At 68.7% G+C, this 25,834-nt stretch carries 22 protein-coding genes; 10 read left to right on the top strand and 12 right to left on the bottom strand.

Annotated elements, in window-relative coordinates; genetic code table 11:
* The first annotated feature begins 5 nt into the window (after positions 1-5).
* From HZF07_RS08560 to HZF07_RS08550, 3 genes are read left to right on the top strand one after another with little or no spacing between them, the layout of a single operon-like run.
* Entirely contained in the window at positions 6-269 is a 264-nt protein-coding gene (locus HZF07_RS08560) for a hypothetical protein (RefSeq protein WP_157340920.1), read from the top strand.
* Positions 266-1,153, top strand: coding sequence for a PIG-L deacetylase family protein (locus HZF07_RS08555; RefSeq protein WP_157340918.1), 888 nt, complete (start codon positions 266-268; stop codon positions 1,151-1,153). The genes HZF07_RS08560 and HZF07_RS08555 overlap by 4 nt, the downstream gene beginning before the upstream one ends.
* The gene (locus HZF07_RS08550; protein WP_157340916.1) at positions 1,107-2,990 is read left to right on the top strand and encodes a glycosyltransferase family 39 protein; all 1,884 of its coding nucleotides are present in this window, start codon (positions 1,107-1,109) and stop codon (positions 2,988-2,990) included. The genes HZF07_RS08555 and HZF07_RS08550 overlap by 47 nt, the downstream gene beginning before the upstream one ends.
* Here HZF07_RS08550 and HZF07_RS08545 read toward each other — a convergent pair.
* The 3 genes from HZF07_RS08545 to HZF07_RS08535 all read right to left on the bottom strand — a co-directional run bounded on the left by HZF07_RS08545 (position 2,947) and on the right by HZF07_RS08535 (position 6,260).
* Entirely contained in the window at positions 2,947-3,969 is a 1,023-nt protein-coding gene (locus tag HZF07_RS08545; protein ID WP_157340915.1) for a glycosyltransferase family 2 protein, read from the bottom strand. The two genes, HZF07_RS08550 and HZF07_RS08545, sit on opposite strands and share 44 nt — an antisense overlap.
* A 162-nt stretch (positions 3,970-4,131) precedes the next feature.
* Entirely contained in the window at positions 4,132-5,394 is a 1,263-nt protein-coding gene (locus HZF07_RS08540; RefSeq protein ID WP_157340913.1) for a COG4705 family protein, read from the bottom strand.
* A gap of 101 nt (positions 5,395-5,495) precedes the next feature.
* Positions 5,496-6,260, bottom strand: coding sequence for an ABC transporter permease (locus HZF07_RS08535; RefSeq protein WP_220131834.1), 765 nt, complete (start codon positions 6,258-6,260; stop codon positions 5,496-5,498).
* Positions 6,261-6,532: 272 nt separating this feature from the next.
* Between HZF07_RS08535 and HZF07_RS08530 the strand changes: the two genes are divergently transcribed.
* Together HZF07_RS08530 and HZF07_RS08525 are read left to right on the top strand one after the other, a co-directional pair.
* The gene (locus HZF07_RS08530) at positions 6,533-7,273 is read left to right on the top strand and encodes a polyprenol monophosphomannose synthase (RefSeq protein ID WP_309504664.1); all 741 of its coding nucleotides are present in this window, start codon (positions 6,533-6,535) and stop codon (positions 7,271-7,273) included.
* Positions 7,270-8,748: a bifunctional DedA family/phosphatase PAP2 family protein gene (locus tag HZF07_RS08525; RefSeq protein WP_157340909.1), complete on the top strand. Its 1,479-nt coding sequence runs from the start codon at positions 7,270-7,272 to the stop codon at positions 8,746-8,748. The genes HZF07_RS08530 and HZF07_RS08525 overlap by 4 nt, the downstream gene beginning before the upstream one ends.
* Positions 8,749-9,408: 660 nt before the next feature.
* On the opposite strand, the gene HZF07_RS08520 is transcribed toward HZF07_RS08525, so the two are convergent.
* On the bottom strand, positions 9,409-10,539 hold the full coding sequence (locus HZF07_RS08520) for a TolB family protein (RefSeq protein ID WP_157340907.1): 1,131 nt from the start codon (positions 10,537-10,539) through the stop codon (positions 9,409-9,411).
* Positions 10,540-10,769: 230 nt separating this feature from the next.
* On the opposite strand from HZF07_RS08520, the gene HZF07_RS08515 reads away from it, so the two are divergent.
* Positions 10,770-11,342, top strand: a complete 573-nt coding sequence (locus tag HZF07_RS08515) for an RNA polymerase sigma factor (protein WP_157340905.1) — start codon at positions 10,770-10,772, stop codon at positions 11,340-11,342.
* Positions 11,339-12,148 (top strand): hypothetical protein, encoded by an 810-nt coding sequence (locus tag HZF07_RS08510; RefSeq protein WP_157340903.1) that lies wholly within the window; start codon positions 11,339-11,341, stop codon positions 12,146-12,148. The genes HZF07_RS08515 and HZF07_RS08510 overlap by 4 nt, the downstream gene beginning before the upstream one ends.
* Before the next feature lie 609 nt (positions 12,149-12,757).
* Here the strand turns inward: HZF07_RS08510 and HZF07_RS08505 are convergent.
* On the bottom strand, positions 12,758-13,456 hold the full coding sequence (locus HZF07_RS08505; protein ID WP_198346362.1) for a TetR/AcrR family transcriptional regulator: 699 nt from the start codon (positions 13,454-13,456) through the stop codon (positions 12,758-12,760).
* 53 nt (positions 13,457-13,509) lie between these two features.
* Here HZF07_RS08505 and HZF07_RS08500 point away from each other — a divergent pair, with 53 nt between their 5' ends.
* Positions 13,510-13,803, top strand: coding sequence for a DUF4287 domain-containing protein (locus HZF07_RS08500; protein ID WP_157340899.1), 294 nt, complete (start codon positions 13,510-13,512; stop codon positions 13,801-13,803).
* Between the two features lie 141 nt (positions 13,804-13,944).
* Here HZF07_RS08500 and HZF07_RS08495 read toward each other — a convergent pair whose 3' ends face one another.
* Both HZF07_RS08495 and HZF07_RS24360 read right to left on the bottom strand, forming a co-directional pair.
* A complete protein-coding gene (locus HZF07_RS08495; RefSeq protein WP_157340898.1) occupies positions 13,945-15,183 on the bottom strand; it encodes an IS110 family RNA-guided transposase in 1,239 nt (412 codons plus the stop codon).
* A gap of 712 nt (positions 15,184-15,895) precedes the next feature.
* Entirely contained in the window at positions 15,896-16,531 is a 636-nt protein-coding gene (locus HZF07_RS24360; protein ID WP_198346361.1) for an Ltp family lipoprotein, read from the bottom strand.
* A gap of 194 nt (positions 16,532-16,725) precedes the next feature.
* Between HZF07_RS24360 and HZF07_RS08485 the strand changes: the two genes are divergently transcribed.
* A complete protein-coding gene (locus HZF07_RS08485; protein WP_157340896.1) occupies positions 16,726-17,325 on the top strand; it encodes a TetR/AcrR family transcriptional regulator in 600 nt (199 codons plus the stop codon).
* A gap of 814 nt (positions 17,326-18,139) precedes the next feature.
* On the opposite strand, the gene HZF07_RS08480 is transcribed toward HZF07_RS08485, so the two are convergent.
* Positions 18,140-19,036 carry a hypothetical protein gene (locus HZF07_RS08480; protein ID WP_157340894.1) on the bottom strand — a complete coding sequence of 299 codons (897 nt, stop codon included), beginning with the start codon at positions 19,034-19,036 and terminating at the stop codon, positions 18,140-18,142.
* 528 nt (positions 19,037-19,564) lie between these two features.
* Here HZF07_RS08480 and HZF07_RS08475 point away from each other — a divergent pair.
* Entirely contained in the window at positions 19,565-20,050 is a 486-nt protein-coding gene (locus tag HZF07_RS08475; RefSeq protein WP_157340893.1) for a hypothetical protein, read from the top strand.
* 41 nt (positions 20,051-20,091) lie between these two features.
* Here HZF07_RS08475 and HZF07_RS08470 read toward each other — a convergent pair whose 3' ends face one another.
* The 4 genes from HZF07_RS08470 to zwf all read right to left on the bottom strand — a co-directional run bounded on the left by HZF07_RS08470 (position 20,092) and on the right by zwf (position 25,769).
* On the bottom strand, positions 20,092-21,297 hold the full coding sequence (locus tag HZF07_RS08470; protein ID WP_198346360.1) for a cation:proton antiporter: 1,206 nt from the start codon (positions 21,295-21,297) through the stop codon (positions 20,092-20,094).
* Between the two features lie 76 nt (positions 21,298-21,373).
* On the bottom strand, positions 21,374-22,366 hold the full coding sequence (locus HZF07_RS08465; protein ID WP_157340890.1) for an aldose 1-epimerase family protein: 993 nt from the start codon (positions 22,364-22,366) through the stop codon (positions 21,374-21,376).
* Positions 22,367-22,485: 119 nt separating this feature from the next.
* Positions 22,486-24,366, bottom strand: a complete 1,881-nt coding sequence (locus tag HZF07_RS08460; RefSeq protein WP_157340888.1) for a glycoside hydrolase family 15 protein — start codon at positions 24,364-24,366, stop codon at positions 22,486-22,488.
* On the bottom strand, positions 24,363-25,769 hold the full coding sequence (gene zwf, locus HZF07_RS08455) for a glucose-6-phosphate dehydrogenase (protein ID WP_157340886.1): 1,407 nt from the start codon (positions 25,767-25,769) through the stop codon (positions 24,363-24,365). The genes HZF07_RS08460 and zwf overlap by 4 nt, the downstream gene beginning before the upstream one ends.
* Positions 25,770-25,834 lie beyond the last annotated feature (65 nt).

Genomic DNA, 25,834 nt, shown 5'->3' with positions numbered 1-25,834 from the left:
GTGCCATGCTCCTCGCAGCGACGCTCGCGCTGGCCGCAGTGTTGCGATCCCACCTGCTGCCTCTGACGCTGCTGACGCTGATGGGGGTCGCGGCCGGGTTCATCGTCGCCGCCGACAGCGGCGACCCTCGTGGCATCACTCGCTACCCCCTGCTCGGGGGGCTGACCGTGCTCGTCCTGGTCGGGATCGGGCAGCTGGGGCCGATCGGGCTGCTCGCCGGCGCCCTCCTCCTCGCACTACTGCTGCTGCGGCGGGAGCGAGTGCAATGACCAGCCAGCCCGGCCCGGCGCGGTACACCCTCGTGTCCTTCCATGCTCACCCCGACGACGAAGCCCTCCTGACCGCCGGAACGCTCGCCCGCGCAGCAGCCGAAGGGCACCGCGTCGTCGTCGTCGTCGCCACAGCCGGAGAGGCGGGAGCCGCCCGAGCAGACTGGACCGGAGACCACCTTGGCGACCGTCGGATCCGCGAGCTCGAAGCCTCGGCGGCCGCGATCGGCGCCGCCCGCGTCGAGGTCCTGGGGTACCCCGACACCGGCTGGCCCGTACCGACCTCCGGTGAAGGGATCAGCGGCCCCGCCGACCCTGGGGGACCGGTGCCGTTCAGCCAGCTCGACGCCGAACCCCTGGCCGCCGACCTCGCGGCGCTCCTGGTCGAGGAGGGTGCCGACGTCTTGACCACCTACGACGAGAACGGCGGATACGGCCACCCCGACCACGTCCAGGTGCACCGCGTCGGCGCGATGGCGGCCGAGATCGCCGGCACTCCGGTCGTGCTCGAGGCGACCATCGACCGTGCCTTGATCTGGAGAGCAGTCAACGTGTTGCGAGCGCTCGCGTGGGTTCTCCCGATGCCCGTACTGCCCGACCTCAGCACCGCCTACACCGCCCGCGGCGACCTCACCCATCGCGTGGACGTCCGGGACTACGTGTCTGACAAGAGCGAGTCACTGCGAGCCCACGCCAGCCAGTCCACCCGAGCACGTGACGACGGCGCCCGAACGCTGGCACTCATCCTCCGGCTCCCGCGGCCCGTTCGTCGCCGGGTGATCGGGCGCGAGTGGTTCCGCGAGAGGGGGCGTCAAGTCGGAGGCGACCTCCTCGACGATGTCTTCGCCTCTCTCCGACCCAGGCCTGAGTGTGGCCATGCCTGATGGTCTTCGACAGCGGGCTCCGCTGATGCTGCTCCTGGCAGGCTCGGCACTCCTGTTCACCTGGCAGCTCGACGAGTCCGGGTTTGCGAACGTCTATTACTCGGCTGCCGCGCAGGCGGGATCGGTGTCGTGGAAGGCGCTGTTCTTCGGCTCCCTCGACGCGGCCAACGGGTTGACGGTCGACAAGCCTCCGCTGGCGCTGTGGCCGATGGGACTGTCGGTAAGGGCGTTCGGACTCTCGCCCTGGAGCATTCTGCTGCCGCAGGCGGTCGAGGGCGTGGCGTCCGTGGGGCTGCTCTACGCCACGGTCCGACGGACAACAGGGCAGACGTCGGTAGCTGTGCTCGCCGGCGGGCTGTTCGCGATCACACCGGTCTCGGTGCTGGTGTTCAGGTACAACATCCCGGACGCGATGCTGACCATGCTCCTGCTCGGTGCCGCCTACGCCACCATCCGCGCTCTCGAAGGTCACCACGACAGCGGGTGGCTCGTGCTTGCCGGGACGCTCGCCGGCCTCGGGTTCTTGACCAAGATGTTCGAGGCGTGGCTGGTGCTTCCGGCGCTGTGGCTCACCTACTTCGTCTACGGGCGCGGAGCCTTCCCCCGTCGTGTCGGCCGGCTCGCGCTGAGCGCCATCGCCCTGCTGGCAGCAGCCGGATGGTGGGTCGCGATCGTCGAGGCGTGGCCGATCGGCACGCGGCCGTTCATCGGCGGATCCCCGGCAAACTCGGTCCGCCAGCTCGCGCTCGGCTACAACGGCCTCGGCCGACTCACCGGGAGCACCGGCAGCACCTCAGCATCCGGAGGACTCGGGGCGACCAACATCGCCCGCATCGGTCGCGTCGATCTCGGCGCGGAGATCACCTGGCTCCTCCCCGCCGCCATCGTCCTTGCCGTCGCTGCGTGGCGACTGAGCCGTCCCCGAGAGAACGGTGGCGCCATCCGCTCGGCCGTGTTCATGTGGACGACCTGGCTCGGCGTGGTCTCCGTGACGTTCGCGCTGATGGCAGGGATCTTCCACTCCTACTACACGGTGATCCTCGCGCCCCCCATCTCTGCTCTCGTCGCGGTCGGGTCGTGGCTGGCGTGGGAGCGCCGCGACAAGGTTCGCGTGCGCCGACTGCTCGTCGCCACCATCGTGCTCACGACTCTTGTCTCGGGCGCGACCGTCGCAGCCGTCGGATACGAGCTCCGATGGTGGTTCCCGGTCGTGCTCGCCGCCGGCCTCGGCGCAGCGTTCGTCGTCGGTCGAAGCACCTCCGAGCGGCCCATCGCGGCGCCGTTGGCTGTCGTCGCACTAGTCGCGACGCTGCTCGGACCGGTCCTGTTCTCGGTGGCCACGGTCCGGTCTCCCCATGTCGGGTCCGGTCCGATGGCCGGACCCGGCCGAGCCGCCACCACGACGGAGTTGGTCGCGCCCAGCGCGTACGGCGGAATCTTCGGCGCATATGCACCGATCTCGGACGAGGTCGTTACCGCTCTTGCGACCGGTTCGCACGACTACCGCTGGGCAGCCGCGACCCTGGGCGCCAAGGGCGCAGCCGCGTACCAGCTGAAGGCGGGCGCTCCCGTGCTGGCCATCGGCGGCTACAAGGGAACCGACCCAGCGCCGACGCTCCAACAGTTCAGCGCCATGGTCCGCGACCGACAGGTGCACTGGTTCATCCCGGGCGGAACGTACGGGCCCGCAGGCACCCAGATCGAGGCCTGGGTGCAGTCCGAGTTCGAGCCGACCATGATCGGAGGGCACGTCATGTACGACCTGAGCCAGGGAGCCGCCCCGGCGACGGGCCCTACGAAATTGACGGGTCCTGACGTCCTGGCGGCTGAAGGCTGAGCTCGTCGACCCGAGACCCTGCGCTGTCCCCGCGGCCGCCGCGGCCGCGCGCACACGACGCGATCGCGTACAGGGGCCGGTCCTGGGCCTCGACGTAGACGCGACCGAGATAGCTGCCGATCACACCCATCATCACCAGCTGGAGCCCGCCGAGCAGGAACATGCCGACGCCGAGGAACGCCCATCCCGGAACAGCCTGGTCGGGGTCGAAGACGCGAACACCGAACACGTACGCAGCGAGTCCGACACTGACCAGGGAGATCGCGATCCCCGTGCGGCTGATCAGCCGCAGCGGCGTCGTGGAGAAGCCGAGCAATCCGCTGGCGGCGAGCTTCAGCATCGAGCGGATCGGGTATCCGGACGTTCCGGTGGTGCGAGCGGCGCGGTCGTACAGGATCGCCTCCTGACGGAATCCGACCTGGGCGACGATTCCGCGCAGGAACCTGTCGTGCTCGCGGTAGCGGGCAACCTCTGCCACGACCCGCCTGTCCATGAGCCGGAAGTCGCCGACGTGGCGCGGGATTTCGACCTCGGAAACCTGGTCGAGCAGCCAGTAGAACGACGATGCGGACGTCCGCTTGAACCAGGTGTCCTGCCTGGTTCGACGCTGCGCGTACACGACGTCGGCGCCGGCTTCCCAGGTCACGAGCATCCGGAGACTCACCGCTGGCGGGTCTTGCAGATCGGTGTCCATGACGACGACCGCGTCCGCGGCGCCACACAGGTCGAGTCCGGCGCTGACGGCGACCTGATGGCCGTGATTGCGAGACAGAGACACGACCGTGACCCGATCGTCGGCCCGGCGGAGACCGATCAGCTCGGACAGGGAGGTGTCGCTGCTCCCGTCGTCGACGTACACGAACTCGAACCGGAGGTCGGGTCTCGACCGCGTCGCGTCGACCAGCTCGTGGTGGAACGCGACGATGCCGGCCGACTCGTTGAAGACCGGCAACACGTAGGCGACCAGGCGCGGCTCCATCTCAGGCTCCGACCGGACCGCACCGGTCGAGCGGAGGACGGATCGCTCGACCGGTGCGGTCGTCTGCCCGGTGGCAGGCCACGGGCGGTCGTTGTGCCGTCACTGTCCTACCTTCGCCGAAGGCACCTGCACGCAGCCTGAATGTCTCTCGGCGGCCACCCGTCAGCCGAGGGTCGCCAGCAGCGCGTTCAGCGCCGCCTCCTCGTGCGCCTTGTCCGGGTTCGAGGCGCGTACTGCAGACAGGACGGGGTCGATCTGCTGGTCGACGTAGGTCCAGGTCTGGCAGTCCATCTGCTGCAGCGAGGCCTGGTCGTCGTCCCATGCGGTCTCGAGGTCGGTGACCCGGCTGGCGGCACCGGACTGGTCGCCGGAGTCGATCAGCTGGAGCGTGTCCTGGGTGATGGTGCGGTAGTTGTGCACCGAGTCGGCAGGGAACGTCGAGGCGACCCGCTGGGTTGCCTGGTCCTGGTTGACGGGCGACCCGGAGCAGCTCGGCGCGGGTCCCTCGGCCTCGAGCGAGCTGGTGTGTGGCTGCTGGTTTGCCCACGCGAGCAGGCCGACGGTTCCGAGTGCGACGGTCACGAGCACGGCGGTCAGTGCCCGCTGACGCTCTGGCCGGACGAACTGCCCGGTCGGTCGTGCCTCGCGGTTCTCGATGACGTCGGTCCTCGAGATCGACAGGTACACGACGGTCACCAAGATGGCGCCCAGGAAGATGATGCTGGTGACGAACGTGCCGATCCCGAGGCCCTTCTCGCTGCTCGGCGTGGCGAACCAGTCACCGATGTTCGCGCCGAGCGGCCTGGTCAGGATGTACGCCAGCCAGAAGGTGAGCACCTCGTTGGCGCCGAGGCGCCACACGATCGTGACGATGCCGATCAGGCCCAGCGGGAGAAGCACAGACTTCCCAGGTCCCCAGCCGGTCAGCTCGAGCGTCCAGTCGCCGGCAGCCGTGCCGAGCGCGAACGTGACAAGGACGGCCAGCCAGTAGAACGCCTCGCGCGGAACCGTGACGATCGTGTGGATCGACAGGGTGCGCTCGCGGGCGTACCAGATCGCGAACACCGCAGCCAGCAACAGCGAGAACACCGTGGTGCTGATCCACAGGGGCACGCCCAGCTGGTCGGTGAGGATGTCGGTGTACAGGGTGCCGGTGACGCTGACGACGACCACCGTGAGCCAGTACGCGACCGGGACGTACTGCCGCAGGGTCATCTGAACTGTGAGGACGGCGCCGAACACCACCGTGAACAGCACTGCGGTGTTCACGAGGCCGACGCCGAGCGTCATGTTGATCCAGTCGGCGAAGCTCTCTCCGACAGTCGTGCACAGGATCTTGATCACCCAGAACCAGATGGTGACCTCGGGGACCTTGTTGAGCATCTGCCGTGCGTCGATGCGGGCGGTGGCTGCTTGCTGGGTCATGGCGGCACGATGTCGTGGCCTGCCTGCAACCAACCTGAACGCACCACGCAACAACGTCCCTCGACATCACGCCTAGGCGTCTCCTGACCAGCGCGCCTGTCTCAGGCCGGCAGCGCGGACTTCCCTCGGACCTGCGCCGCGGCGATGAGCTCGATCGTGACGGCCGCCGCCACTGCTTGGACCATCAGGAGCGCGATGAGGATGAACGCCTGTGCGGCACCCGCCTCGACCGGGCTTGCCCCGGCGAGCAGCACTCCGACGAACGCTCCGGGGAGCGTGACCAGTCCGACCGTCCGGGTCTGGTCCTGTCCCGGTACGAGCGCGAGAGCCGCCGGCCCGCGGGCGACGATCCCGACGGACTGTCGGCGGGTGAACCCGAGCGCCAGCGCGGCGTCGTAGCTTCCCCGATGTGCCTCGAGCTCGTCGATCACCCGGCGCCCGGCCAGGGTCGCCGCGGTCATGGCGCCTCCGACGAGGATCCCGGATGTCGGAAGGACCGCGATCGGCTCAACCGGAACCACACCGGCGATCAGGGCGAGCGCGATCGGTGGCGACACGGCGAGCAGGATCGGAAGGACCATCCAGGTCGACCTCCAGCCCAAAGAGCCGGTGATGCGGCGCCCGGACGTGCCCGCGGCGACCAGGACCATGAACCCGACGAACGCGACGGTCCACCACATCGAGCGCAGCACGTACCCGATCACCAGGCTGACCGCCGCGAGCTGGACGACACAGCGGGCCGCGGCGGTGATCGGGGCGCGCCAGTCCCCAAGACCGGCGGATCTCACAACCGCGGCGGCGGCGATCGTGAAGACAGAGAGCAGGACGGCCAGCGGCCATCCCAGGGAGAGCACGTTTCCACTCACACCGGTGGAACCTAGCCAGTGCCGGGTCGGATCCCCCAGACGCCTGCACGCCGCTGCATTCAGGTTCGCTGGAGAGTCCTCGCTCCAGGGTGGCCACATGACGCCGTCGCCAGAGCCGTTGCTCGACCGCGATCATCGTCGTAGGCGGGTCGCGATCGTCCCCGGATGCTCCGGAGCCGGGCACGACGCGGCGCGTGAACTCGTTCACCGGTAGCTCGCGGCTCCTTCGGCGTTCAGGTTGGGTGCAGGCGCCGCGAGGGACGGTTGCCCGCGTGAACCTGATCGTCGTCCCCACCTACGAAGAGGCGCTCACCATCAGCGACCTCCTCCGCGGGCTCCTCGCTCAAACGTCGCTCACCGACTTCCACGTGCTTGTGGTCGACGACGCCAGCCCAGACGGCACCGCCACGATCGTCGGCGCGCACCCGGAGTTCGGCACGCGAGTGCACCTGCTGAACCGACCGGGCAAGGCTGGTCTCGGCGCGGCCTACCGCGCCGGGTTCAACTGGGCCCGCACACACGGCTACGACGTCGTCGTACAGATGGACGCCGACGGGTCACATCCCGCCGACGCCGTGCCACGCTTGGTCGCGGCGCTCCAGGGGGCAGACCTCGTCGTCGGCTCCCGATACGTCCGCGGCGGCCGGACCGTCGACTGGCCATGGCATCGCCGCATGATCTCGAGTGGCGGGAACCTCTACGTCCGCCTGGTCCTCGGACTTCCGGTCCGCGACTGCACCGCCGGATTCCGAGCGTACCGACGCGAAGCGCTCGCCCTGCTCGTCGAGGAGGGCACTCACGCCGACGGCTACTCGTTCCAGATCGAGACGACGTGGCTGGCCGCACGCCGAGACATGCGCGTCGTCGAGGTTCCCATCACCTTCGTGGAGCGCCGCGCCGGCCACTCGAAGATGTCCACCGCCATCGCCGCCGAGGCGCTGTGGCGCGTCGTGATGTGGCGGGTCCGCGACGGCCGAGCCTCCAGCCGCCGCATGCAGGAGCAGCCCGCATGACGGGCACGCTCGACGCCCTCCTCACCTCGCTGGGCCCCTTGGCCGTCCTGCTGGTGATGGCTGTCGTGTTCATCGAGACCGGGCTCATGGCCGGGTTCATCCTCCCAGGCGACTCGCTCCTGTTCACCGCTGGGCTCCTGGTCGCGCACGGCACCATCGGAGTTCCGATCTGGGCGGTGGTCCCGTTGGTGTGCGCCGCTGCCGTCATCGGAGACCAGGTCGGGTACGCCGTGGGGCGCCGGTACGGCCCCCGAGTCCTGACACGGCCCCGATCACGCCTGCTCAACCCGGCGCACCTCGATCGCGCGAGCAGCTTCTTCGACCGCCACGGCCCACGAGCTGTTGTCCTCGCCCGCTTCGTCCCGGTCGCACGCACGTTCACGCCGGTCGCTGCCGGCGCCGGCAAGATGCCCTACCGGACCTACCTGGCCTATAACATCGCAGGCGGGGCGCTGTGGTGCACCACGATGCTGCTGGCCGGCTATCTGCTCGGCGGGATCCCCTTGCTGCGCGACCACATCGAGGTCATCACGATCGGGATCGTCGCCCTGTCGTTGTTGCCAGCGATCGTCTCGTTGCTGCGAGCGCACCAGGTGCGGGTCGGCCCCTGGCTGGCGGCAGCGGCGTGCGCCATCGCGACACTCGGCGTGGTTCTACTCTCCGATGCGGTGCTCGAAGCCGACAGCGTGACGTCCTACGACCCGACAATCACCTCCGGCGTGGTCAGCCACCGGACGTCGTTCCTCAGCCACGCCGCCAACGCAGCCTCGTTCGCCGGAAGCGAAGGGAGCGTCGCGGTCCTGACGACCGGGGTGCTCGTGGTCCTGGCCGGACGTCGCTGGTACCGGGAGGCAGTCGTGCTCGCGGCCGGAATGGCCGGTGCCGGAGCTCTCGTCGTGGGGGTGAAGCGCATCGTCGACCGTGCTCGGCCGGGAGCCGCGTTCCGGCTCGGCGCGGCCGAAGCCACGCCGTCCTTCCCGTCCGGTCACACGTTGATGACGGCTGCGTTCCTTTCGCTGGGGGTCTGGTTGCTGTGGCCGCACTTGAACGGCCGCGGTGTCCGGTTCGCGACCGTCGCCGGCGCAGCCGTGGCGGCGTTCCTCGTGGGGGGCAGCCGGGTGTACCTCGGCTACCACTGGGCCACCGACGTGCTGGCAGCCTGGCTGGTCGCTGCCGCATGGGTCGGCGCCCTGCTGCTGGTGACCCGCCGCTGGGCACGGCCGGGGAGTGCAGGTCGAGTCGCCGTCCACGGCCCGGGCTCCTCGGGCCAGCACCGGTCTCGAGGAGGTCGTCGTCTGACACGGACCAGGAGTGCGGCCGGTGGCCGCGCTCGTGGTCCGGCGGCGGTGATACCGCCGACGACGACGTGCACGGACGTCCCGTCGAGCGCCTCCGGGATCACGTCGGAGCGGAGTCGCTCCAGCAGGTCGCCGGTCACGTCTTCCGCGGGCTGGTCGTCGGGGTCAGCGCGATGACCCGCGGCGTCGCCGTCCGTGGTCGCCAAGGGCGCCGAGGCGGTGGCCACCCCAGGAGACGGCGACGAGCGTGCCCTGGAGACCGGAGACCGGAGACCGCGGCGAGCGCGCCGTCGTCGCACGGTCGGCGACCAGCACGAACGTGCCGTGAAGCCCTCCTCGATAAACGCAGACCAGACGCAGAGCATCTCCGACCCACTGCCGTACTTCCTGCTGGCCATGATCGCCCTGCTGCTCCCTTCCTGCTCGCGGTCTTCCGGTCGCTACCGATCGCGATCAAGGCCGCGGTACTCAACCGCTGTCCATCGGAGGTCGCACCTGAGCTGGCACCGTGGGTGGCAGCGGCGGCTGCGTGGGCGAGGTCGATCGGCCGCATGACGCGGCCTACTGCCGGTGGCGTGCGGCGGAGGGCGCGCTGCGCGCCGATCAGGGCACTGCGGCGGTCCGGCTGCTACCCGGGCCGCGGCCGATGCACGGGAGCGCGTGCCGCTGCCACAGGAGATCGGGCGCACCCGCGCACCTGACCCCAGGTGAAGGCACCTGTGTGCCGACGCCCGGGAGCCGCGGTGCCCACCTGGGTTTTGGGGAGGGAACCTCTACGGCGTCGGGGTGCGGTCGCAGAGGTCCGGGAACTTCGCGCACGGTCTCGGCTGGGGCCGGTCATCGGCGCCGCGCGTAGATCGCGGCGTGTTCTTGGGCCGGGGCTGGCGGCGACGCGGAACGGGTCGTCGCCGACTTCGAGGTGGCTGGGACGAGTCTTGGCGCGAGCACCCAGTCCGGTTGGTGCTCCTCGGTTGCCTGCGTCAGGTCGCCGGGAAGGTAGCGCAGCCTGTTGCCGTTCTTCCCCATGACCGACAGGCCGCTGGAGATGACGTCGGTAGGGCTGGTGAACTCGGCGTGGAGGAGCATGATCTGCCGGCCGTCGGGGGAGTACACCGGGTCGGCGCCGACGGCGTAACCTTCCGCGAGCTCGGGTGTCAGGTCTCGTAGTTGGCTCCCGTCGGCGCGGATCGTGGCCGGGAAGCCGCTCGTCTCGAACGTGAGCGTCTTGCCGTCGGGTGACCAGTTGGCGTCACCGGGCACCAGGTCGCGGGTCGCGGTCAGCTCGCGCGCGTGCGTGCCGTCGACGTTCACCACGTACAGCGCGGAGTCGACGATGTTGCCCTCGTCATCGAAGGAGAACGCACGCGTGAACACGAGCCGCTTCCCGTCGGGGGAGAACTGGGGCGCGGTGTCCCAGTAGCCGTCGTGGACGTCTGCGGGTGCGGTGATGCGGCGCAGGTGGCTGCCGTCCGATCGGGAGACCCAGATGCCGGCCTTGCCGAAGTAGTCGTTGAAGTCGGACTCGAAGGTGAGCCACTTCCCGTCGGGCGACCAGCCAGGGTCTCCCGCGAAACTGCCGGAGTCGGTCACCTGCACGACGTCGCTGCCGTCGGGGTTCATCGTGAAGACATCGTTGACGCTGACGTCGTCAGTGAGGTCCGGGTCGGACCGGTTGGAGTCGAACGCGATGCGGCTGCCGTCGGAGTTCCAGGTGGCGAAGCCGCTCGTGTAGGGACCAGCGGAGATCTGACGTTCGTTGCTGAGGTCGGCGTTCGCGACCCACAACTGCCACTGATCGCCTTCGTCTGCGCGTTGGAAGACGATGATGCCGGTGAGAGTCGGGGGCGCTGCCTCCGCTGGAGGGGAGGCGACCAACAGGCTGGACACGAGGATGGCGGCGCCGGCGACGCCGACGGACCTGGTCGCGTGTCGGCGCGAGCGGGACGGGAAGTGGGTGCTGCTGGTCATGAAGACCTCCACAGGTCGACGGGTTGGAGACGCGCGCGTGCTTGACGACCTGTGGTCGCTTGGGTGATGCCGTCGGGTTTACCTGAGGCGAAGACGGTTCGAGCCCGCGGTGCGACCCTTGACGGTCCGATCGAGCCGGCGCCACTGTCAGATCCACGACAGCCCGGTAAACCCGACGGCGGCCGCGAAGCGATTACCCCATATGAAGAGGCGACCGTGAAGAGTCGACCATGGTGAGGCCGCCGGCGGAACCGACGTCGCCGGGCCTCGACGACGGACCGGACCGGACCGGGGCCGGACCTGCACCGCGACCCGTCGCGGAGCCGTTCGACGCCTTCTACCGTCGCGAGTTCCCCCGTCTGCTCGTGCTCGCCCGAGCCCTCGTTGGGTCAGCGTTCGCCGAGGACGTCGCCCAGGAGGCGTTGATGGTCGCGTACCGCCGCTGGCACACCATCGCCGACCTGCGGTCGCCGGCGGGCTACGTGCGGGGGATCTGCCTACACAAGGCCACGTCGATGGCGCGGCGCCGCACCTTGGAGCGCCAGCTGCTGGGCAGGATTCTGCCCCGCACGGAGCTCGCGGCAGACGACCTTCCCGAGGACAGCGCCAGATTCTGGGAGGAAGTGCGGAGGCTGCCGCGCCGGCAGGCCCAGACGGTCGCGCTCCACTACGCGCTTGACATGCCCGTCGCGGAGATCGCCGAGGTCCTTTCCTGTGCCGAAGGGACGGTGAAGGTCCACCTGCACCGGGCCCGCACCGCGCTCGCCGCCTCGCTGGACGTGGGAAAGGGGGACCCGTCGTGAACATCGACGAGCTCGCACGCCGCGCCGGGCACGACCTGCGACAGACGACACCCTTCGACACCGACATGGCCCTTCGGGAGCTCCACCGAGCGGCGCCGCGCCGGCGTCTGGCCCAGATAGTTGCGGTGTGCGCAACGGCGGCGCTCGTCGTGGTGGCAGCCGTCGTGTTCTCGCGGCAGGCGTCACGGACCGACGGAGTAGGACCGATCAAGCCCGACACGCCTGATTCCGGTGTCCGGTACGCGGCGTCGTTCGTTCAGCCACCGCTCCACGTCGTACTGCCCTCGTGGACCGGGCACGCGCTCACGGATCAGGAGGGGTACGCAGCGAGTTTCCAGGAGCAGGACTGCGCGGGCTTTGACGGCGCGTCGCCTTGTCCGGCCGATGGCGACCTGAAATTCCGACTTCTGACGCTGCGCTACTTCTATCCGGGTGGCCAGCGCTCGGTCGTTCAGTTTCCGTCGTACTCGGACTATGTGGCCGCCCTGGACGCCCTGGGACCCGCAGGCATCGCCGAGGTCAACGACCGGTCGACCGTCACTGTGGGCGGCCGTCGTGCCACCGTCATGGCGTTCGAGGTGCTGCGTGACGCACCGGGGGCTGTCTCCTGCGCGTTCCCGGAACTGCCGGCCGAAAGCTGTGCGCCCCTTATTGCGGGTCGCGCGGTCCGGATGGCCGTCGTGGACCAGGGCGCGGAGGGACTGCCGCCGACGGTGTTCTACCTCTCGCTCAACGGCGATGCACCTGATCGTGCGAACCGGTTCGCCGAATTCGACACGATGCTGGAGACGGTTGCCTTCCGCTGATCAGCGAGCCCGACTGCGGCATGGTCGGGCTCCGACCGGACGGCGGCAGATGAGTGTATTGATCTGGGTGCCCGGGAGTTAGGGACGCACTCACAAACCGCCTTCTACGCATATGTCGCGACCCGAGGATCCGCACATGGCCGACGGTCACCTAGTCAGCTGGCGCTCGCGGAGTGGACAACCCAGACCGTTGCACCTTCCCGAGTCGTTCGGAGCGTGGACCCGGGTATGGTCGCCGTTTCGCCGCTGGTCCCGCAACGGCATCTGGGCGCGAGGGCCGTCGGTGTTGCACGCTGCGCCCCGCGATGCGGACGGCCGCGCCGACGCCACCCCCTCAATGGTGGTCATCGACGCACCTCGCCCGCGGGTCGTCCAACGGCGGAGCCACCTTCCACGACCGCGGCGGACCCTACGGCCGTACCAAGGGCGCCAAGCGCATCGTCGCGGTCGACGTGGCCGGGCTTCGCGTCGGCGCGATGGTCGTGCTGGCGTCAACCCACGAGAACCGCGCGAGCGACCTGAGGCTGGAACTCCCCACCGCACAGGGCGTGACCTGGCGGCTCGAGCTCGTCCTGGTGGGCCCCGGCGTCAATGCGGGCGCTGCATCGTTCACCGCTTCGGCCGGCTCGGTGGATGGCGGGCGAACACCCCGGCCCGGGCGGCCGCGACGGCCGCGTCGGCGGCACGGTCCGCGTCCGCAAGGGTGATGCCGTCCGCGGTGACGAGCAGGCGGTAGTACAGCGGTGCGCCGAGATGCTTGATGACCTCGTCGGCGTCGGTGTCGGCTGGTAGCTCCCCCCGTTCGACCGCGCGCTGCACCAGGGGGCGGACCTGGGCGAACCGGGTGGCCCAGAAGCCGTGGAGGAAGTCACGCACTGCGGCGGACTCGGTGGCGCCGAGGAACAGGCCGCGAACTACGGCGCCGCCGTCCTGACCGGTGATCGTGGCGGCGATGGTGCGGGCAAAAGCGCGCATGTCCTCCACGAAGTCGCCCGTGTCAGGGACCGGGATCTCACTCTCGGCAAGGGTGGCGATGGCATCGAGCAGCAGGTTCGCCTTCGTCGCCCACCGCCGGTAAACGGTGGTCTTGTGGACGCCAGCTCGCTGGGCAACGCCCTCCAGGCTCATCCCGGCGTAGCCCCGCTCGCCGAGTTCTTGCAGGGTGGCCGCGAGAACAGCGGTGCGGACGCGCGCGGTCCGCCCGCCTGGGCGCTGGATCGCTTCGTCCGTCATCGAGTTCCCCGTCGGCTTGAGTGCAGCGGCGCCTAAAAGCAACAGCTGGTTGCGGTAGACGGTGATTGCTGCCAAGCTTATCGCAACGCGGTGTGGCATTAGGCGACACCCTTCGGAAGGAGTCCCCCTTGTCGTTCCAGGCGTACCTCGACACCATCGAGGACAAGACCGGGCAGACCCCACGCCAGTTGCTGGAACAGGCCCGCGACAAGGGGTTTGAGGCCCCGAACACCAAGGCCGGCGACGTGGCCGCGTGGCTGAAGGAGGATTACGGGCTGGGGCGGGGTCACGCGATGGCGTTCTGGCACGTTCTGAGGAACGGCCCCACCATCAGCGACAAGCACGTCGGCTCGACGAGCAGCCACCGAGACGAGTCCCAGACACTCTGGCTTGACGGCAAGGCCACTCGGCCCGTGATCTGACTGAACCACCCTTACCTCGCGAAAGTCGCTCTGCATCGGTCGGCGGCCGGCGCACGGAGTGAGTACTCATCGCGGAGCCATCGCACTGTCATCGGCAGATCCGCGCACTGATCGCGGCAGACATCCCAGGTTCTGTGGGTGTCAAGCAGCGGTGTGGATGTGGTGGTCCCAGGCGGTGTGCTCGTTGTAGCTGGTTCGGGTCTTGAGGCAGCCGTGGAGGATGCCGACGAGTCGGTTGGCAAGTTGGCGCAGGGCAGCGTGATGGTTGATGCCGCGGTCGCGGAGTGCCAGGTAATAGGCGCGTGCCCCAGGTGAGCCTCGCATCGCGCCGAGTGCCCATTGCTGCAGGGCGTCGGCGAGCCGTCGGTTCCGGGCGTAGCGGGCCAGCACGACCTTCCGGTTGCCGGATGCCTTGGTGATCGGGGAGGTGCCGGCGTAGTTCTTCCGCGCTTTGGAGTCGGCGTAGCGGTCCGGGTCATCGCCGAACTCGCCGAGGACCCGGGCGCCGAGGACGACGCCGAGCCCGGGTTGGCTGGCGTAGATCTCAGCGTCCGGGTGCCGGCCAAAATGGTCGGCCACCACCGCCCCCAGCTCGGTGATCTGCGCGTTGAGTGTCTGCAGGATCGCGACCTGTCCGGTCACGATCGCTGCGTAGGCGGACTCCACGGTGGCCGAGCGGTGCAGCTGCTCGGCGTGCAGAATCTGATGGATCCGGTCGGCCTTGGCCTCGACGTCGCGCCGGTGCGCGCGTCTGAGTGCTCCGGCGATCTGCCCGCGAGTCAGCCGGGCGGCCCGGGTCGGGTCGGCTGCCTTGGCCAACAGCTCGAGCACGTCGGGGGCGTCCAGGTCGGGGAACGCCTCGAGGGCCGCGGGGAAGAAGTCCCGCAGCGCCGCGCGCATCCGGAGCAGGTGGCGGGTGCGGTCCCAGATGAGACTCTGATGGGTGCGGGCCACCAGCTTGATCGCCTCGGCGTCCTCGGAGTCACCTGCCACCGGCCGGTGGTGGTGCCGGTCGAGCCGGACGATCTCGGCCAGCAGGTGCGCGTCCGCGGCATCGGACTTCGCGCCCGAAGTGGAATGGCGCTCGCGGTAGCGGGCCACCGACAGCGGGTTGATCGCGAAGACCTCGTAGCCGGCCGCGACCAGGGCTGCGACCCACGGGCCGCGGTCGGTCTCGATGCCGACCTTGACCAGGGCTTGGGCCCGTCCGGGCTCCAGGTCAGCCCACTCCTCGGGCAGGTGGGTGGCGATCAGTGCGTGCAGGGCCGCGATGCCATCGAAACCTTCGGGCAGTCGTCGGCGGGCCAGCACGCTGCCCTGGTCGTCGACGACCTCGACGTCGTGGTGGTCTTCGGCCCAGTCATCCCCGACGAACAACATTTGCCTCTCCTTCCCGCTTCGACCGGGTTCTGGTCAGCAGCATGGAGGAGACAGCCGGCGATCTAATGGTCGAGTGCTCACCACGGTGGGGGCACGACATCCCAGTAGCGGTTTCGCCTCCTCACGACCAGCGGGCGCACGGTCTGCCGATAGACCTCAACGGGCCGATCCGGTAAGTGCTGACCCGCCGGCCGCTACCAGACCCGAGACTGCCGAAGCAGCAACGGGAAAGCCATTAGATCCGGTAGATCGCAGGCTTCAAGTTTCGCCGACTCTTGCCGGTCCGAAGCACAGGTGCGACCCTCGGGGAGGGTGGTCCTGAGTCCAATGCAACCGCCGAGAGTTCGTGTCCTGATGGCAGCAGCAGCGATACCAGATCGAGTGCAGCACCTGGTGCAGCAACCTGGTGCAGCACCGGATTCACGCGGGGGACGACCGCCACCCCAAGGCGTGATCGGTGCACGCCCGGGTCCCCCCGCTACAGAAGCCGAAGGGCCCTCACAGTCTGACTGTGAGGGCCCTTCGCATGTGCGCAACCATCTATGCGCTCATCGCGGCAGATCCGGGCGAAATGCTGCCCTCGGCTTCGCTTGAGGTGCGCGCGCTCCGAAGGGCGGGCACCCATTCGCGCGGGGTATCGCAAACAGCCCGCCCCGCCGAAGCGGGACGGGCTGCTGGGAGCGATGTCAGCTCCGCGATTCGTTCTGTCGTGTTAGAGCCCGACCTTGTTGGCCGCGTAGGTGGCTTGTGCGACGGTGTACTGGTCCCCGTACTGCGACGACAGTTGGTCGATCAGGCCCTGGCGCGAGAAGCCGCTCATGTCGAGGTAGGACTCGGCAGACTCGACGGCCTCGGCGTTCCAGTCCACGTCCAGGTGGTTCACCGCGAAGATCGCATCCGCGCGCGGGTAGTCGTCGCCGTACTGCGACGACAGTTGGTCGATCAGGCCCTGGCGCGAGAAGCCGCTCATGTCGAGGTAAGACTCGGCGGACTTGATCGCGTTCTCCTGCGACGCGGTCATCTCAGGCTCCGACTCCGGCTTCGGCTCCGGCACGGCTTCGGCCTTCCCCTCGGCCGGAGCCTCGTCCTTAGGATGTTCGACGGCAGCGGCCACGGTGTCGTCCTTCGCCTTCGTGGGCTCGTCACTGCCGCCCGTCGCCGAGCTGATGCCGCCGATGACGATGATCGCGGCGAGAGCGATCGCCCACCACCGCTTGTAGATCGGCTTCTTGGCCTTTGGCTCGGCCGGGGCCGTAGGCCCAGCCACCGGGAGCCACTGGCCTGCCTCGGTGAGGACGTGGCCGTTGGCGATGTCGCCGGGCTTGTACTGGGTGGTCTGGCCGTTCACGGTGGTTCCCTTCTATGTCTCGGTTTGGTGGGGGATTTGTGACAACCCCTGCCTAGCCCGCGACGGGTGGTGGTGGCCCCTCGGCGTAATTGTCAAGGGTCACAAGGTCTCGGTGGTCTCGTTCGTGGCGCCCTTGTTGACACAATGCTAACAACCTCTTGACGGATTGCCAATAACTTGGTGGTGTGGTGTGCATGACACCGAGATACAACCGTTTGGAAGCCGCGGAGCGGCGCGAACAGATCCTCGACGCAGCCAATGCACTGTTCGCCGAGCGTGGCTACGACGCGGTCAGGATCGAGGACATCGCGAGTTCGGCCGGCGTTACGCGTGGGTTGGTGCACCACTACTTCGGTGGACGCAAGGACGTCTACATCGCCTTGCTCGGGCGCCTCGGCGCCGTCCGCGAGGAACAGTTGCGGCAGCCCGAGGGGCGCAGCGCACGCGCGCGGGTGGCGGACACGGTGTCACGCTGGCTGGACTGGACCGAGGCGAACCGGTCGATCTATCTCGGCACCATCGCCCCCGGTGAGGACATCTCCGAACCCGACGTCAGTCGCTTCGTGACCGACCTGATGCGACGGGCCGTCGCACTGGTCGTGGCCTTCCACTCCGACATCGCCCAGGACTCGCCACGCCTGCGATACGCGCTGGAGTGCTGGACCGGCCTGAACCGCGCCGCAACGCGGCGCTGGTTGCGAGGCGAGGCCACACGCGAGGTAACACAGGAGGTCCTTGCCACGACGCTTGAGCACGTCCTGCGCACATTCGGCGCGACTTCCGACGCCTGCTGATTCACGACGAGCGGTTCTGACCAGGGGCCAACGGCACGCGCGGCACAGCCGCTCAACGAGATTTGGTCTAAGCGGCGATGTTCACCGAGGGCGCTGGCTGTGGCTCGACCCTCGGGCGCTCGGCCCCCGCACCGGGAATGACGCGGCAGGTCAAGGCAACGTCCTACACCGAGGTCGGCCTTCTTGGCCGAGCGCTCCTCATCGGTGAGGATTCCCGCCTCGTGCAGTTCAGCCACTTGCTAACTGGTCGGTCACCTCAGGCGTCGACGAGGACTTGCTCGGCGGCGGGCTCGGTGCAGCCGCAGCCTCTGCCGGGAGCGCGCCAAGCCACGTCTCGACGACGCCTGATGCCGCCCTAGAACAGAACGTGCCCAGGCCTGCGGATCGACCGCTCATCCGCAGATCCGGTCGATCACCGCGCTGTCCGTGCGATGTGCTTCGATCCCGCCGTGAGCAGCGGGTGGCATCTGCCCTGGCATGCGTGTTGTGGGGCAGGGGAGAGGCAAGATTCAACTGTGGGAGCGCAGATCACCGGGCTCCCCCCGCCCCAAAGTTCAGGCTCGGAGGATGTGGTCCTCCGAGCCTGAAAGCATTTGAGACTGGATCACATGGCCGAATCCGCCACACCCGAGCCCGAGTGAGCAGCCGTAAGGAGAGCGCCCCGACAACCACCTCACGCCGGCGTCCGGGCGGAGGCTGTTGGCGGTCCTGGACCGGGTCTGGCCGGACGTCGGTCCTACCGGAATCGCCAGTCACACGCAGAGAATCACGAGCCGGACCGCGATCTCGGTATCGACGGCGGTCGAGGCCATCGTCATCTCGACTCTTCGTCTGACACCACCAGAGGGTCGAGGCGGGCGGCATGTTTGCGCACGAGGGTGGAGCACGTCCCGTTGGGCGACTGGTACCGATGCCCCAAGAGCCACGCCGCAAGAGGCACCGTCCCCGGTGGCTGGCCCCGGTAGTGGCAGACCTGACGATGGGCCACGCTCGACGTCGGTAGCCGAAGCAGGATGCGAGACTCGACGTCGAGGACAGTGGTCCATTCCTCGTTCTCATCCAGGACGAAGACGACCGGGTACTTGGTCGTCTCGAGCTTCCCGCCCTGCAGATGGGAGTCCTGGATCGCGATCTCGTCGCGCAACACCAGCACTTCGGCGGGGACCCACGGCGTCCGCAGCGTCGGGGCGACAACGAGTACCGCGGCGACCGCGATGAACCAGCTGGTCTTGCTGGCGAGGTGGCCGAGGAATCCGGAGCTCCTCCGGCGCGCGGACCCCCTGACGATGAGCCACGCGCCGAGCACCATGATCAGCACGGCGCCGAGGTACAGCACGAATCTGAGGAACGCACCGGTGAAGTTGGTGGTGGAGGGCACTGGGAGGAGCAGGAGACAGGTGGCCAGCACGATGACGGCCAGCGGCTCGATGTCCTCACCCGATGTGGGATCGGCCGCCTGGCTCCCCTTCCGCCTGACGTCGCGCACGTATCGGACCAACCAGGCGCCGGAAGCGACCGCGAGCACCAGGACCGCAACGTTCAGGTAGGACATGATCGTCCCCACGACGACCGTCAAAGGCGCGGCAGTCACGAGCGCGCCGGCGGTAGTCAGCGAGTACCGCGCGACGACGTACGCCTTCAACAGCAGGAAGAAGACGACGAGCACCGGGACTGCCTTGACGATGTCCTTGTCGAAACGACTGGTAGCCATGGTCTCGTCCCCCGCAATGGGACGCGATCAGCACGTGCCCGGTTTGAGCATGTCGCCCTCCGACCCGGGTCACAACCACCCTGGCAGGCGGGAGCACGTGACCCTGCGGGGTCCCGCGAATGGTCATCTTTGGCTATTCCAGGCGCCCCGAAACAAGGGCGATCAGGCCGTCTCTGTGCAACCCGCTGGGCAGAGACCGTCAGCGTCATTTGCGCCGCTCATCGGGCTCGCGGCTCGGCCGCGATGCGGAGGCAAGCCGCGGGACGTCATACGGACGGTGTGTCCGCTTCCACCGTCCGTATGACGTCCCACGGACGGCTGGCGAGACATCCAGATCTGCCGCTGCGAGTGCGATCCAAAGGCGCGTCATACTGCCGCGTAAGTGCCTCGGCTCGGGGACCGTCGGTAGCCGTGAAGTCGAACTGTCGATGACCGGGGACTGCCGACAGTTCGGCAGTAGGGCATTGTTGGTGGGACCGGATATCGCTGCACGACGGATTGCGTACGTGCCAACCTCGGGAGTGGGTCATGAGCGTCAACGCATACGGCAGGTTCGGCGACACTGATTCAGGAGCTGCCAGCGACTCCGCCGTCGACGGCACTCGTCGTCCGGCATCGCAGGGCGGTGTGGATGACGCGTTGGAGAGTTCGGCGGCGGCTCGTTTGCTGGAGATGACTGCTGGTGAGGTGGAGAAGTGGCGGGCGGAGGCGGAGGACGAAGCGGCCGCGATCGTGGCGTCTGCGCGCATCGAGGCCGCCGAGGTCGTGCGGGCCGCTGGCGTGGAGGCCGATCGCGTGATCAGCGCAGCGCGGGCCGCGGCCGGACAGACGATGAACGACGCCCGTGTTCAGGCAGACCGGGTGCGGGACGAGACAACGGCGCTTCGCAACCGCGCGGACGCAGAGATCGCTCACCTTCAGCGCGTTGAGAGCGACCACCGGCATCAACTGCGCCAACACCTGACGGAGATGCTCGACCGGGTCGACACGCCGGCCGAAGAGGATCACTCCTAGGACCCGTCCCGTGGTCGAGTACGTCGCACCGGCGCGGTCTCTCAGTGGTCAGGTTGGGGCGGGGGGAGGATGCTTGCCGCAGGCGGGCGCGGGGCGGCTGCGGGCCGGTTGAGGGCGACCGCGAGACCGGGGAAGACCATCACCGAGAGAACCCCCGCGCCGACCAGGGCGGCAGCGTTCTCGGGCAGCATCTCGCCACTCGCCAACCCCACTTCCGAGAGCGCCACCAGCAGGGGCAGAGACGTGGCGGTCAGCAGCGTCATCTGCACCCGCTCGCGCGCGGCGAGGTCGCGGCGGTAGAGGACAAGCGCCGGGAGCCCACGCACCGCCAGCAGCAGGAGGAAGAACACGACCAGCCGAGCCGGCGCCTCGGCGATCGAACCCAGGTCCAGGCCCATTCCGGAAGAGACGAAGAACACCGGGATGAAGAACCCGTAGCCAACCGCGTCGAGCTTCCCCTCCAGCGCCTCGACGTCACCAGGCGCCCAGCGGCGCAGGACCACCCCGGCGAGGAACGCTCCGAGCACCACGTCGAGCCCGAAGTCGCTGGCGAACACCAACAGTCCGAACAGCAGCATGACGGTCAGCCGCAGCGTGGTCTGCGACGTCGCGTGCTCCTGCTGCCGGGAGATCGCGCCGACGCGGTCGAGTCGGGCGAGCCGCGGCAGCCACGCGAGTGCGAGCGCCACGACACACATCACCACGAGCGACAGGAGGCCGTACAGGCGACCCTTGGACCCCAGGAAGACGGCGATGCCGACGATCGGGAAGAACTCACCGACGGCGCCGGCGGGCATGATGAAGCGCCCGAGTGGCCCCTCCAGCATGTGGTTGTCGCGCAGGATCGGGAGCAAGGTTCCCAGCGCGGTCGTCGTCAGGGCCAACGCGACCGGGACGAAGGCGTGCACGAAGCCGCTGGCGGCCAGCAGCCCGGTGACCGCGATCGACACGACGGCGCTGACCAGCCATCCAGCCGTCGCGAGCCGCCCGCTCCGCTCCCGGAAGTGTTCGAGCTCGAGCTCGTAACCCGCGAGCAGGAACAGGAAGCCCAACCCGACGTTGGCTACCAGCGCGATCGAGTCCTGCTCCGCGAACCCGAAGACCTCCGGACCGATGAGCACGCCGCCGATGATGAGGACGACCACCTGCGGGACTCGAAATCTGGCGAGGAGCGCGCACACGAACGGCGCCGCCGCGGAAACGACGGAGACCACCAAGAGAGCCCGCAGTCCGGTCTCCAGGTCCACGCCAACCACCCCCTGCCCGATGCGCAATTGGAGCCCATGCTGGCGCGCCCACCCGTCTGGCCGCCAGCCCGGTGAGCTAGCTGGATCTCCCGGTCGGTTGGCGCTTCGCGGCCTCGACCGAGCGCAGCCCCCAGGAGCCTTGCCACGGGCTTCTCGGCTCCAGCTCGATGAGGTCCACGCCGGTGCGGAACGCGTCGGGTGGACATGTCATGGGTTCGATGGCAACGGCTGTCCGCCGTCGCCGGGGCTCACCCACCTGGTCCCCGGTGTAGACCATCAGGTAGCGGTAGGCGCTGTCCACCCACAGTTCGACCGACCGCTCGCTGTCAGGGTCGCTCAGCCGGGCCACAGCATGTCCGTCGGGTCCTACGGCGAGGTCACCGAACGCCGCGTCCAGCTCGACCGATCCGATGGTGCGGGGTTGCCGGAAGTCACCGAGAGTCCCAGCTGTCGCGGTCGGCGTCGGCCCTCGGCGCGAATGGTTTGGGGCGAGCACACGGGAGGCGGGAATGGTCAGTTCAAGCCCGTCGATCGAGGGCGTGCCGAGTGTGAGGTAGGGATGGAACCCGACTCCGAACGGCGCCGGCTCGCGATCGAGATTGACGGCCTCGAAGGTCACCGTCAGCCCGCGGTCCTCCAGCGCGTAGGTGACCCGAAGGTCGAGGTGCCACTCGTAACCGGGTTGCGGGCGCAACGCGCAGGCCAGGGTGATCGTGGCGGGATCGCGCTCGACCGGTGTCCAGTCGAGCCAGCGCACCAGTCCGTGAATGGCGTCGTGCCGGCTGACCTCGTTCAGCGGCGCCTGACAGGCGCGGCCGCCGTACTGGTAGCGCCCGTCGGTCAGCCTGTTGGGCCAGGGCGCGAGCACTTGCCCACGGCCGTCGGTGGCGCGCTCACCGACTCCGAACCCGTCGAGCACGTCCTGCCCGCCGACGGTGTAGCTGCGCAGGGTCGCTCCCACTTGGGTGATGAACGCCTGCGAGCCCCCGCGCGCGATGCCGTACTGCTCACCAGAAGGTGGGAGCTGCATTCCTTCGTCTCCGTTCACATCCGAGGTGACGGTCGGCACGCTCGGGCCGGAACGCCGGGTCGGACTTGACCGAGGTGCTCTGGACGAGGACGACCATCGCGGCGACGTCGGCTGTCACCCCGGCCGGCAATGGGCAGGCGTGAGCTCATCCGGGGGAGTCACGTGAGCTCGCCGATTCTCTCGGCGGCGATGATCCGTGCGGCCGCCTCGATGAGGGCAAGGTGGGAGAACGCCTGGGGGAAGTTCCCGAGGTGACGACCGGTATCGACATCGAACTCTTCGGCGAAGAGCCCGAGCGGTGAGGCGATCCGCAGCAGCCGCTCCATCAGGTCGTGGGCCCGCTGCTGCTCACCGATGATCGACAGCGCGGACACCAGCCAGAAGGAGCAGATGAGGAACGTCCCCTCCTTCCCGGACAGCCCGTCATCGGTCTCGTCGGTGCGGTAGCGGAGCACGAACCCGTGCTCGGTCAGCTCGTCGGCGATGGCCAGCACCGAGGCGCGGAGCCGCTCGTCCGTGGGTGGGAGGAACCCGAAGATGGCTGCCAGCAGCGTGGAGGCGTCCAGCGCGTCGGTCTCGTAGTGCTGGCGTAGGACGCCGCGGTCGTCGACCCCGTGGGCCAGGATGTCGGCCTTGATGTCGTCGGCCGTCGCTCGCCAGGTCCCGGCGAGGTCCGAGTCGCCGCGGATCTCAGCCAGCCTGGAGGCACGGTCCAGCGCGACCCATCCCATCAGCTTGGAGGAGACGTAGTGCTGGGGCTTGCCGCGGGCCTCCCAGATGCCCTGGTCGGGCTCGCGCCACACCTCGCTCGCGCACTGGGCCTGGGTCTGGACGATGGGCCAGAGCCGGCGGGGCAGGCGTTGGCTGCGTTGGGTGTGCAGGAGGATGGAGTCCAGAACGGCGCCGAACACGTCGTTCTGGCGCTGGTCGAATGCCCCGTTGCCGATCCGCACGGGTCGAGCACCTGCGTAGCCGGACAGGTCGTCGCGGGTGGACTCGGTCAGGTCGCGTCGCCCGTCGATGCCGTACATGATCTGCAGGGCACCGGTCTCCGTCGGTTCGAGGTCGGCGACGAACTGCATGAACTCGTCGGCCTCCCAGTCCAGGTTCAGATAGTGCAGCGCCTGCAAGGTGAAGGTGGCGTCGCGCATCCAGGTGTAGCGGTAGTCCCAGTTCCGCTCGCCCCCGGGCGTCTCGGGCAGTGAGGTGGTCAGTGCGGCGACGGTGGCTCCGGTGGGCATGTAGGTGAGGCCCTTGATGGCCAGCGCCGAGCGCTGGATCGGGTCGCGCCAGCGGTGGTCGGGCATCCGCGCACGTCCCAGCCAGGCACGCCAGAACCGCGTGGTGGCGTCGACGCGGCGGGTGGCCTCGGTGACGTCGGCCGGCGCGGCCAGTCCTTCTGCCCACGAAAGGGCGCAGTAGCACTCCTCGTCGGCTGACAGGACGTGCCGGGCCCGGGCTCGGTTGCCCTCGACGCCGAGGGCAAGGTCGGTCTGCAGCCGGATGGTCTGTCCCGCGCCGGTGGCGTCGGCGGCATGTCTGCTCTCGTCGACCAGGGTCCACTCAGCCGGTGTCCGGCCGTAGTCGAAGATGGGTTCGCAGACGAGATCGATCTCGACGGTGCCCTCGAGGCAGCGGACGGTTCGGACCAGGAGATGGTCGGCGTCGTCGTCCGCCGGTGGTCGGGTGTGGGGCGTCACCTGGTCCTCGAACTCGCGTGGGCCCATGGTCAGCGCGTCGCGCACCTGGATCCAGCCAGACGGCGTCTTCCACGTCGTGGAGAGGACGTTCGAGCCGGGTTCGTAGACGCGAGCCGTGGGATGGTTGATCCCGAATGGCCCGAACCGGAAGTAGCCTGCCTCGCGGTCGAGCAGGGTTCCGAACACGCTGGGCGAGTCGAAGCTCGGCAGGCAGAGCCAGCCGATTCCGCCGTCCGGCGCGATGAGTGCGCCGGTGTGGCAGTTGGAGAGGAACGCGTAGTCCGCGATCGGCGGGAACGGCGAGGGTGCCGCTGCGCTCTGGGGACGGCTGTCGTTCATGACGCCACCCACGGGGTGTGCCAGCCGCCGTGCTCTGCCGTGAGCCGGTCCGCTGCCGCTGGGCCCCAGGAGCCGGGGTCGTAGGGATGGACCGGGGGTGGCGCGTCGAGCAGTGGCTGCATGATCCGCCAGGTCTCGTCCACCCCGTCCTGCCGGGTGAACCGGGTGCTGTCGCCGCGGAGGGCAGCGTGCAGGAGCACCTCGTACGGCGTGGCCCCCTCGCCGCCCTGCTCAGCGAACTCCATGTCCAGGTCGATCCTCCCGATGGCCGAGATGTCAGTTCGTCGTGCGTCCAGGATCAGCCTGATCCCCGTCGTCGGGTCCAGCTTGACGACGACCTGGTTCGTCTCGATCTGCGGTCCCATGACCCCGAAGCCCAACGGGGGCGGGCGTTTGAAGATGAGTCGCAGCTCGGTCTGCGTCGCGGAGAGCCGCTTGCCGGTCCGGATGAAGAACGGGACGCCCGACCAGCGCCAGTTCTCGATCTCGAGTCGCATCGCGGCGTAGGTCTCGGTGGTGGAGTCCGGTGCGACCCCGTCGATGTCGAGATAGCCGGCGTACTGGCCGCGCACGTAGTGAGCCGGGTCGGCCTCGACGACGGCGTTGAACAGGGACACCTGGGCGTCCTTGATCGTCTTCAGGTCGCCACGAGACGGTGCCTCCATCGCGGCCGCTGAGACGACCTGCATCAGATGGTTGACCACGACGTCGCGCAGCGCGCCGACGGGGTCGTAGAAGTGGCCTCGGTCCTCTACGCCGAAGTCCTCGGACATGTTGATCTGCACGCTCGAGACGTAGTTGCGGTTCCAGACAGGCTCGAGGATGGTGTTCGCGAACCGCAGGTGAAGGATCTCGTCGATCCCCATCTTTCCGAGGTAGTGGTCGATGCGGAACAGCTGGGACTCGTCGATGTACTGGTGCAGCTCGGCCGCCAGTTCGTCAGCGGAGGTCTGGTCGTGTCCGAACGGCTTCTCGACCACCACGCGAGCAGATCCGGTCAGGTCAGCCTCGGACAGGCCGTGCACGACGCGACCGAAGAGGAACGGCGGTATCTCGAGGTAGAACACCGGGCACTGGGCGCCTCTGATCGCGCTGGCGACCCGCTGGTAGGTCTCTGGGTCGGTGAAGTCGCCGTGCACGTAGGACAGCCTGCCGGTGAACCGGGTGAAGACACCGGGGTCGATGACCTCGCCCGTCCCCTCGATCGACTCGCGGGCGCGCTCGACGAGCTGGTCCTGCGTCCAGTCGTCGACGGCAACGCCGACGATCGGGCAGTCCAACAGGCCGCGGGCCTCTAGGCGGTACAACGATCTGAAGGTCATCACTCTCGCCAGATCGCCAGTGATCCCGAAGACCACGAGGACGTCGGCCGGACGCTCCTCGAGGCTCTTGGTCGGTGACATGGTCACTCTCCTCAGGGGTGGTCGTCCGTGCGGCATCGAGGGCGGCGCCTGGCCCGTCGTCCGCA

This window comes from Nocardioides agri, from assembly GCF_013778305.1.
GTDB classification, from domain to species: Bacteria; Actinomycetota; Actinomycetes; order Propionibacteriales; family Nocardioidaceae; genus Nocardioides; species Nocardioides agri.
The sequence above is the reverse complement of the archived record's forward strand: the minus strand, read 5'-3'. Positions and strand labels throughout refer to the sequence as shown.

Excerpts from the sequence above, each read along its gene's own strand:
- zwf (WP_157340886.1), bottom strand. The coding sequence starts at position 25,769 with ATGTCACCGACCAAGAGCCTCGAGGAGCGTCCGGCCGACGTCCTCGTG.
- HZF07_RS08555 (WP_157340918.1), top strand. The coding sequence starts at position 266 with ATGACCAGCCAGCCCGGCCCGGCGCGGTACACCCTCGTGTCCTTCCAT.
- HZF07_RS08515 (WP_157340905.1), top strand. The coding sequence starts at position 10,770 with ATGGTGAGGCCGCCGGCGGAACCGACGTCGCCGGGCCTCGACGACGGA.
- HZF07_RS08520 (WP_157340907.1), bottom strand. The coding sequence starts at position 10,539 with ATGACCAGCAGCACCCACTTCCCGTCCCGCTCGCGCCGACACGCGACC.
- HZF07_RS08475 (WP_157340893.1), top strand. The coding sequence starts at position 19,565 with ATGAGCGTCAACGCATACGGCAGGTTCGGCGACACTGATTCAGGAGCT.
- HZF07_RS08485 (WP_157340896.1), top strand. The coding sequence starts at position 16,726 with ATGACACCGAGATACAACCGTTTGGAAGCCGCGGAGCGGCGCGAACAG.
- HZF07_RS08460 (WP_157340888.1), bottom strand. The coding sequence starts at position 24,366 with ATGAACGACAGCCGTCCCCAGAGCGCAGCGGCACCCTCGCCGTTCCCG.
- HZF07_RS08550 (WP_157340916.1), top strand. The coding sequence starts at position 1,107 with ATGTCTTCGCCTCTCTCCGACCCAGGCCTGAGTGTGGCCATGCCTGAT.
- HZF07_RS08540 (WP_157340913.1), bottom strand. The coding sequence starts at position 5,394 with ATGACCCAGCAAGCAGCCACCGCCCGCATCGACGCACGGCAGATGCTC.
- HZF07_RS08480 (WP_157340894.1), bottom strand. The coding sequence starts at position 19,036 with ATGGCTACCAGTCGTTTCGACAAGGACATCGTCAAGGCAGTCCCGGTG.
- HZF07_RS08495 (WP_157340898.1), bottom strand. The coding sequence starts at position 15,183 with ATGTTGTTCGTCGGGGATGACTGGGCCGAAGACCACCACGACGTCGAG.
- HZF07_RS08560 (WP_157340920.1), top strand. The coding sequence starts at position 6 with ATGCTCCTCGCAGCGACGCTCGCGCTGGCCGCAGTGTTGCGATCCCAC.
- HZF07_RS08525 (WP_157340909.1), top strand. The coding sequence starts at position 7,270 with ATGACGGGCACGCTCGACGCCCTCCTCACCTCGCTGGGCCCCTTGGCC.
- HZF07_RS08545 (WP_157340915.1), bottom strand. The coding sequence starts at position 3,969 with ATGGAGCCGCGCCTGGTCGCCTACGTGTTGCCGGTCTTCAACGAGTCG.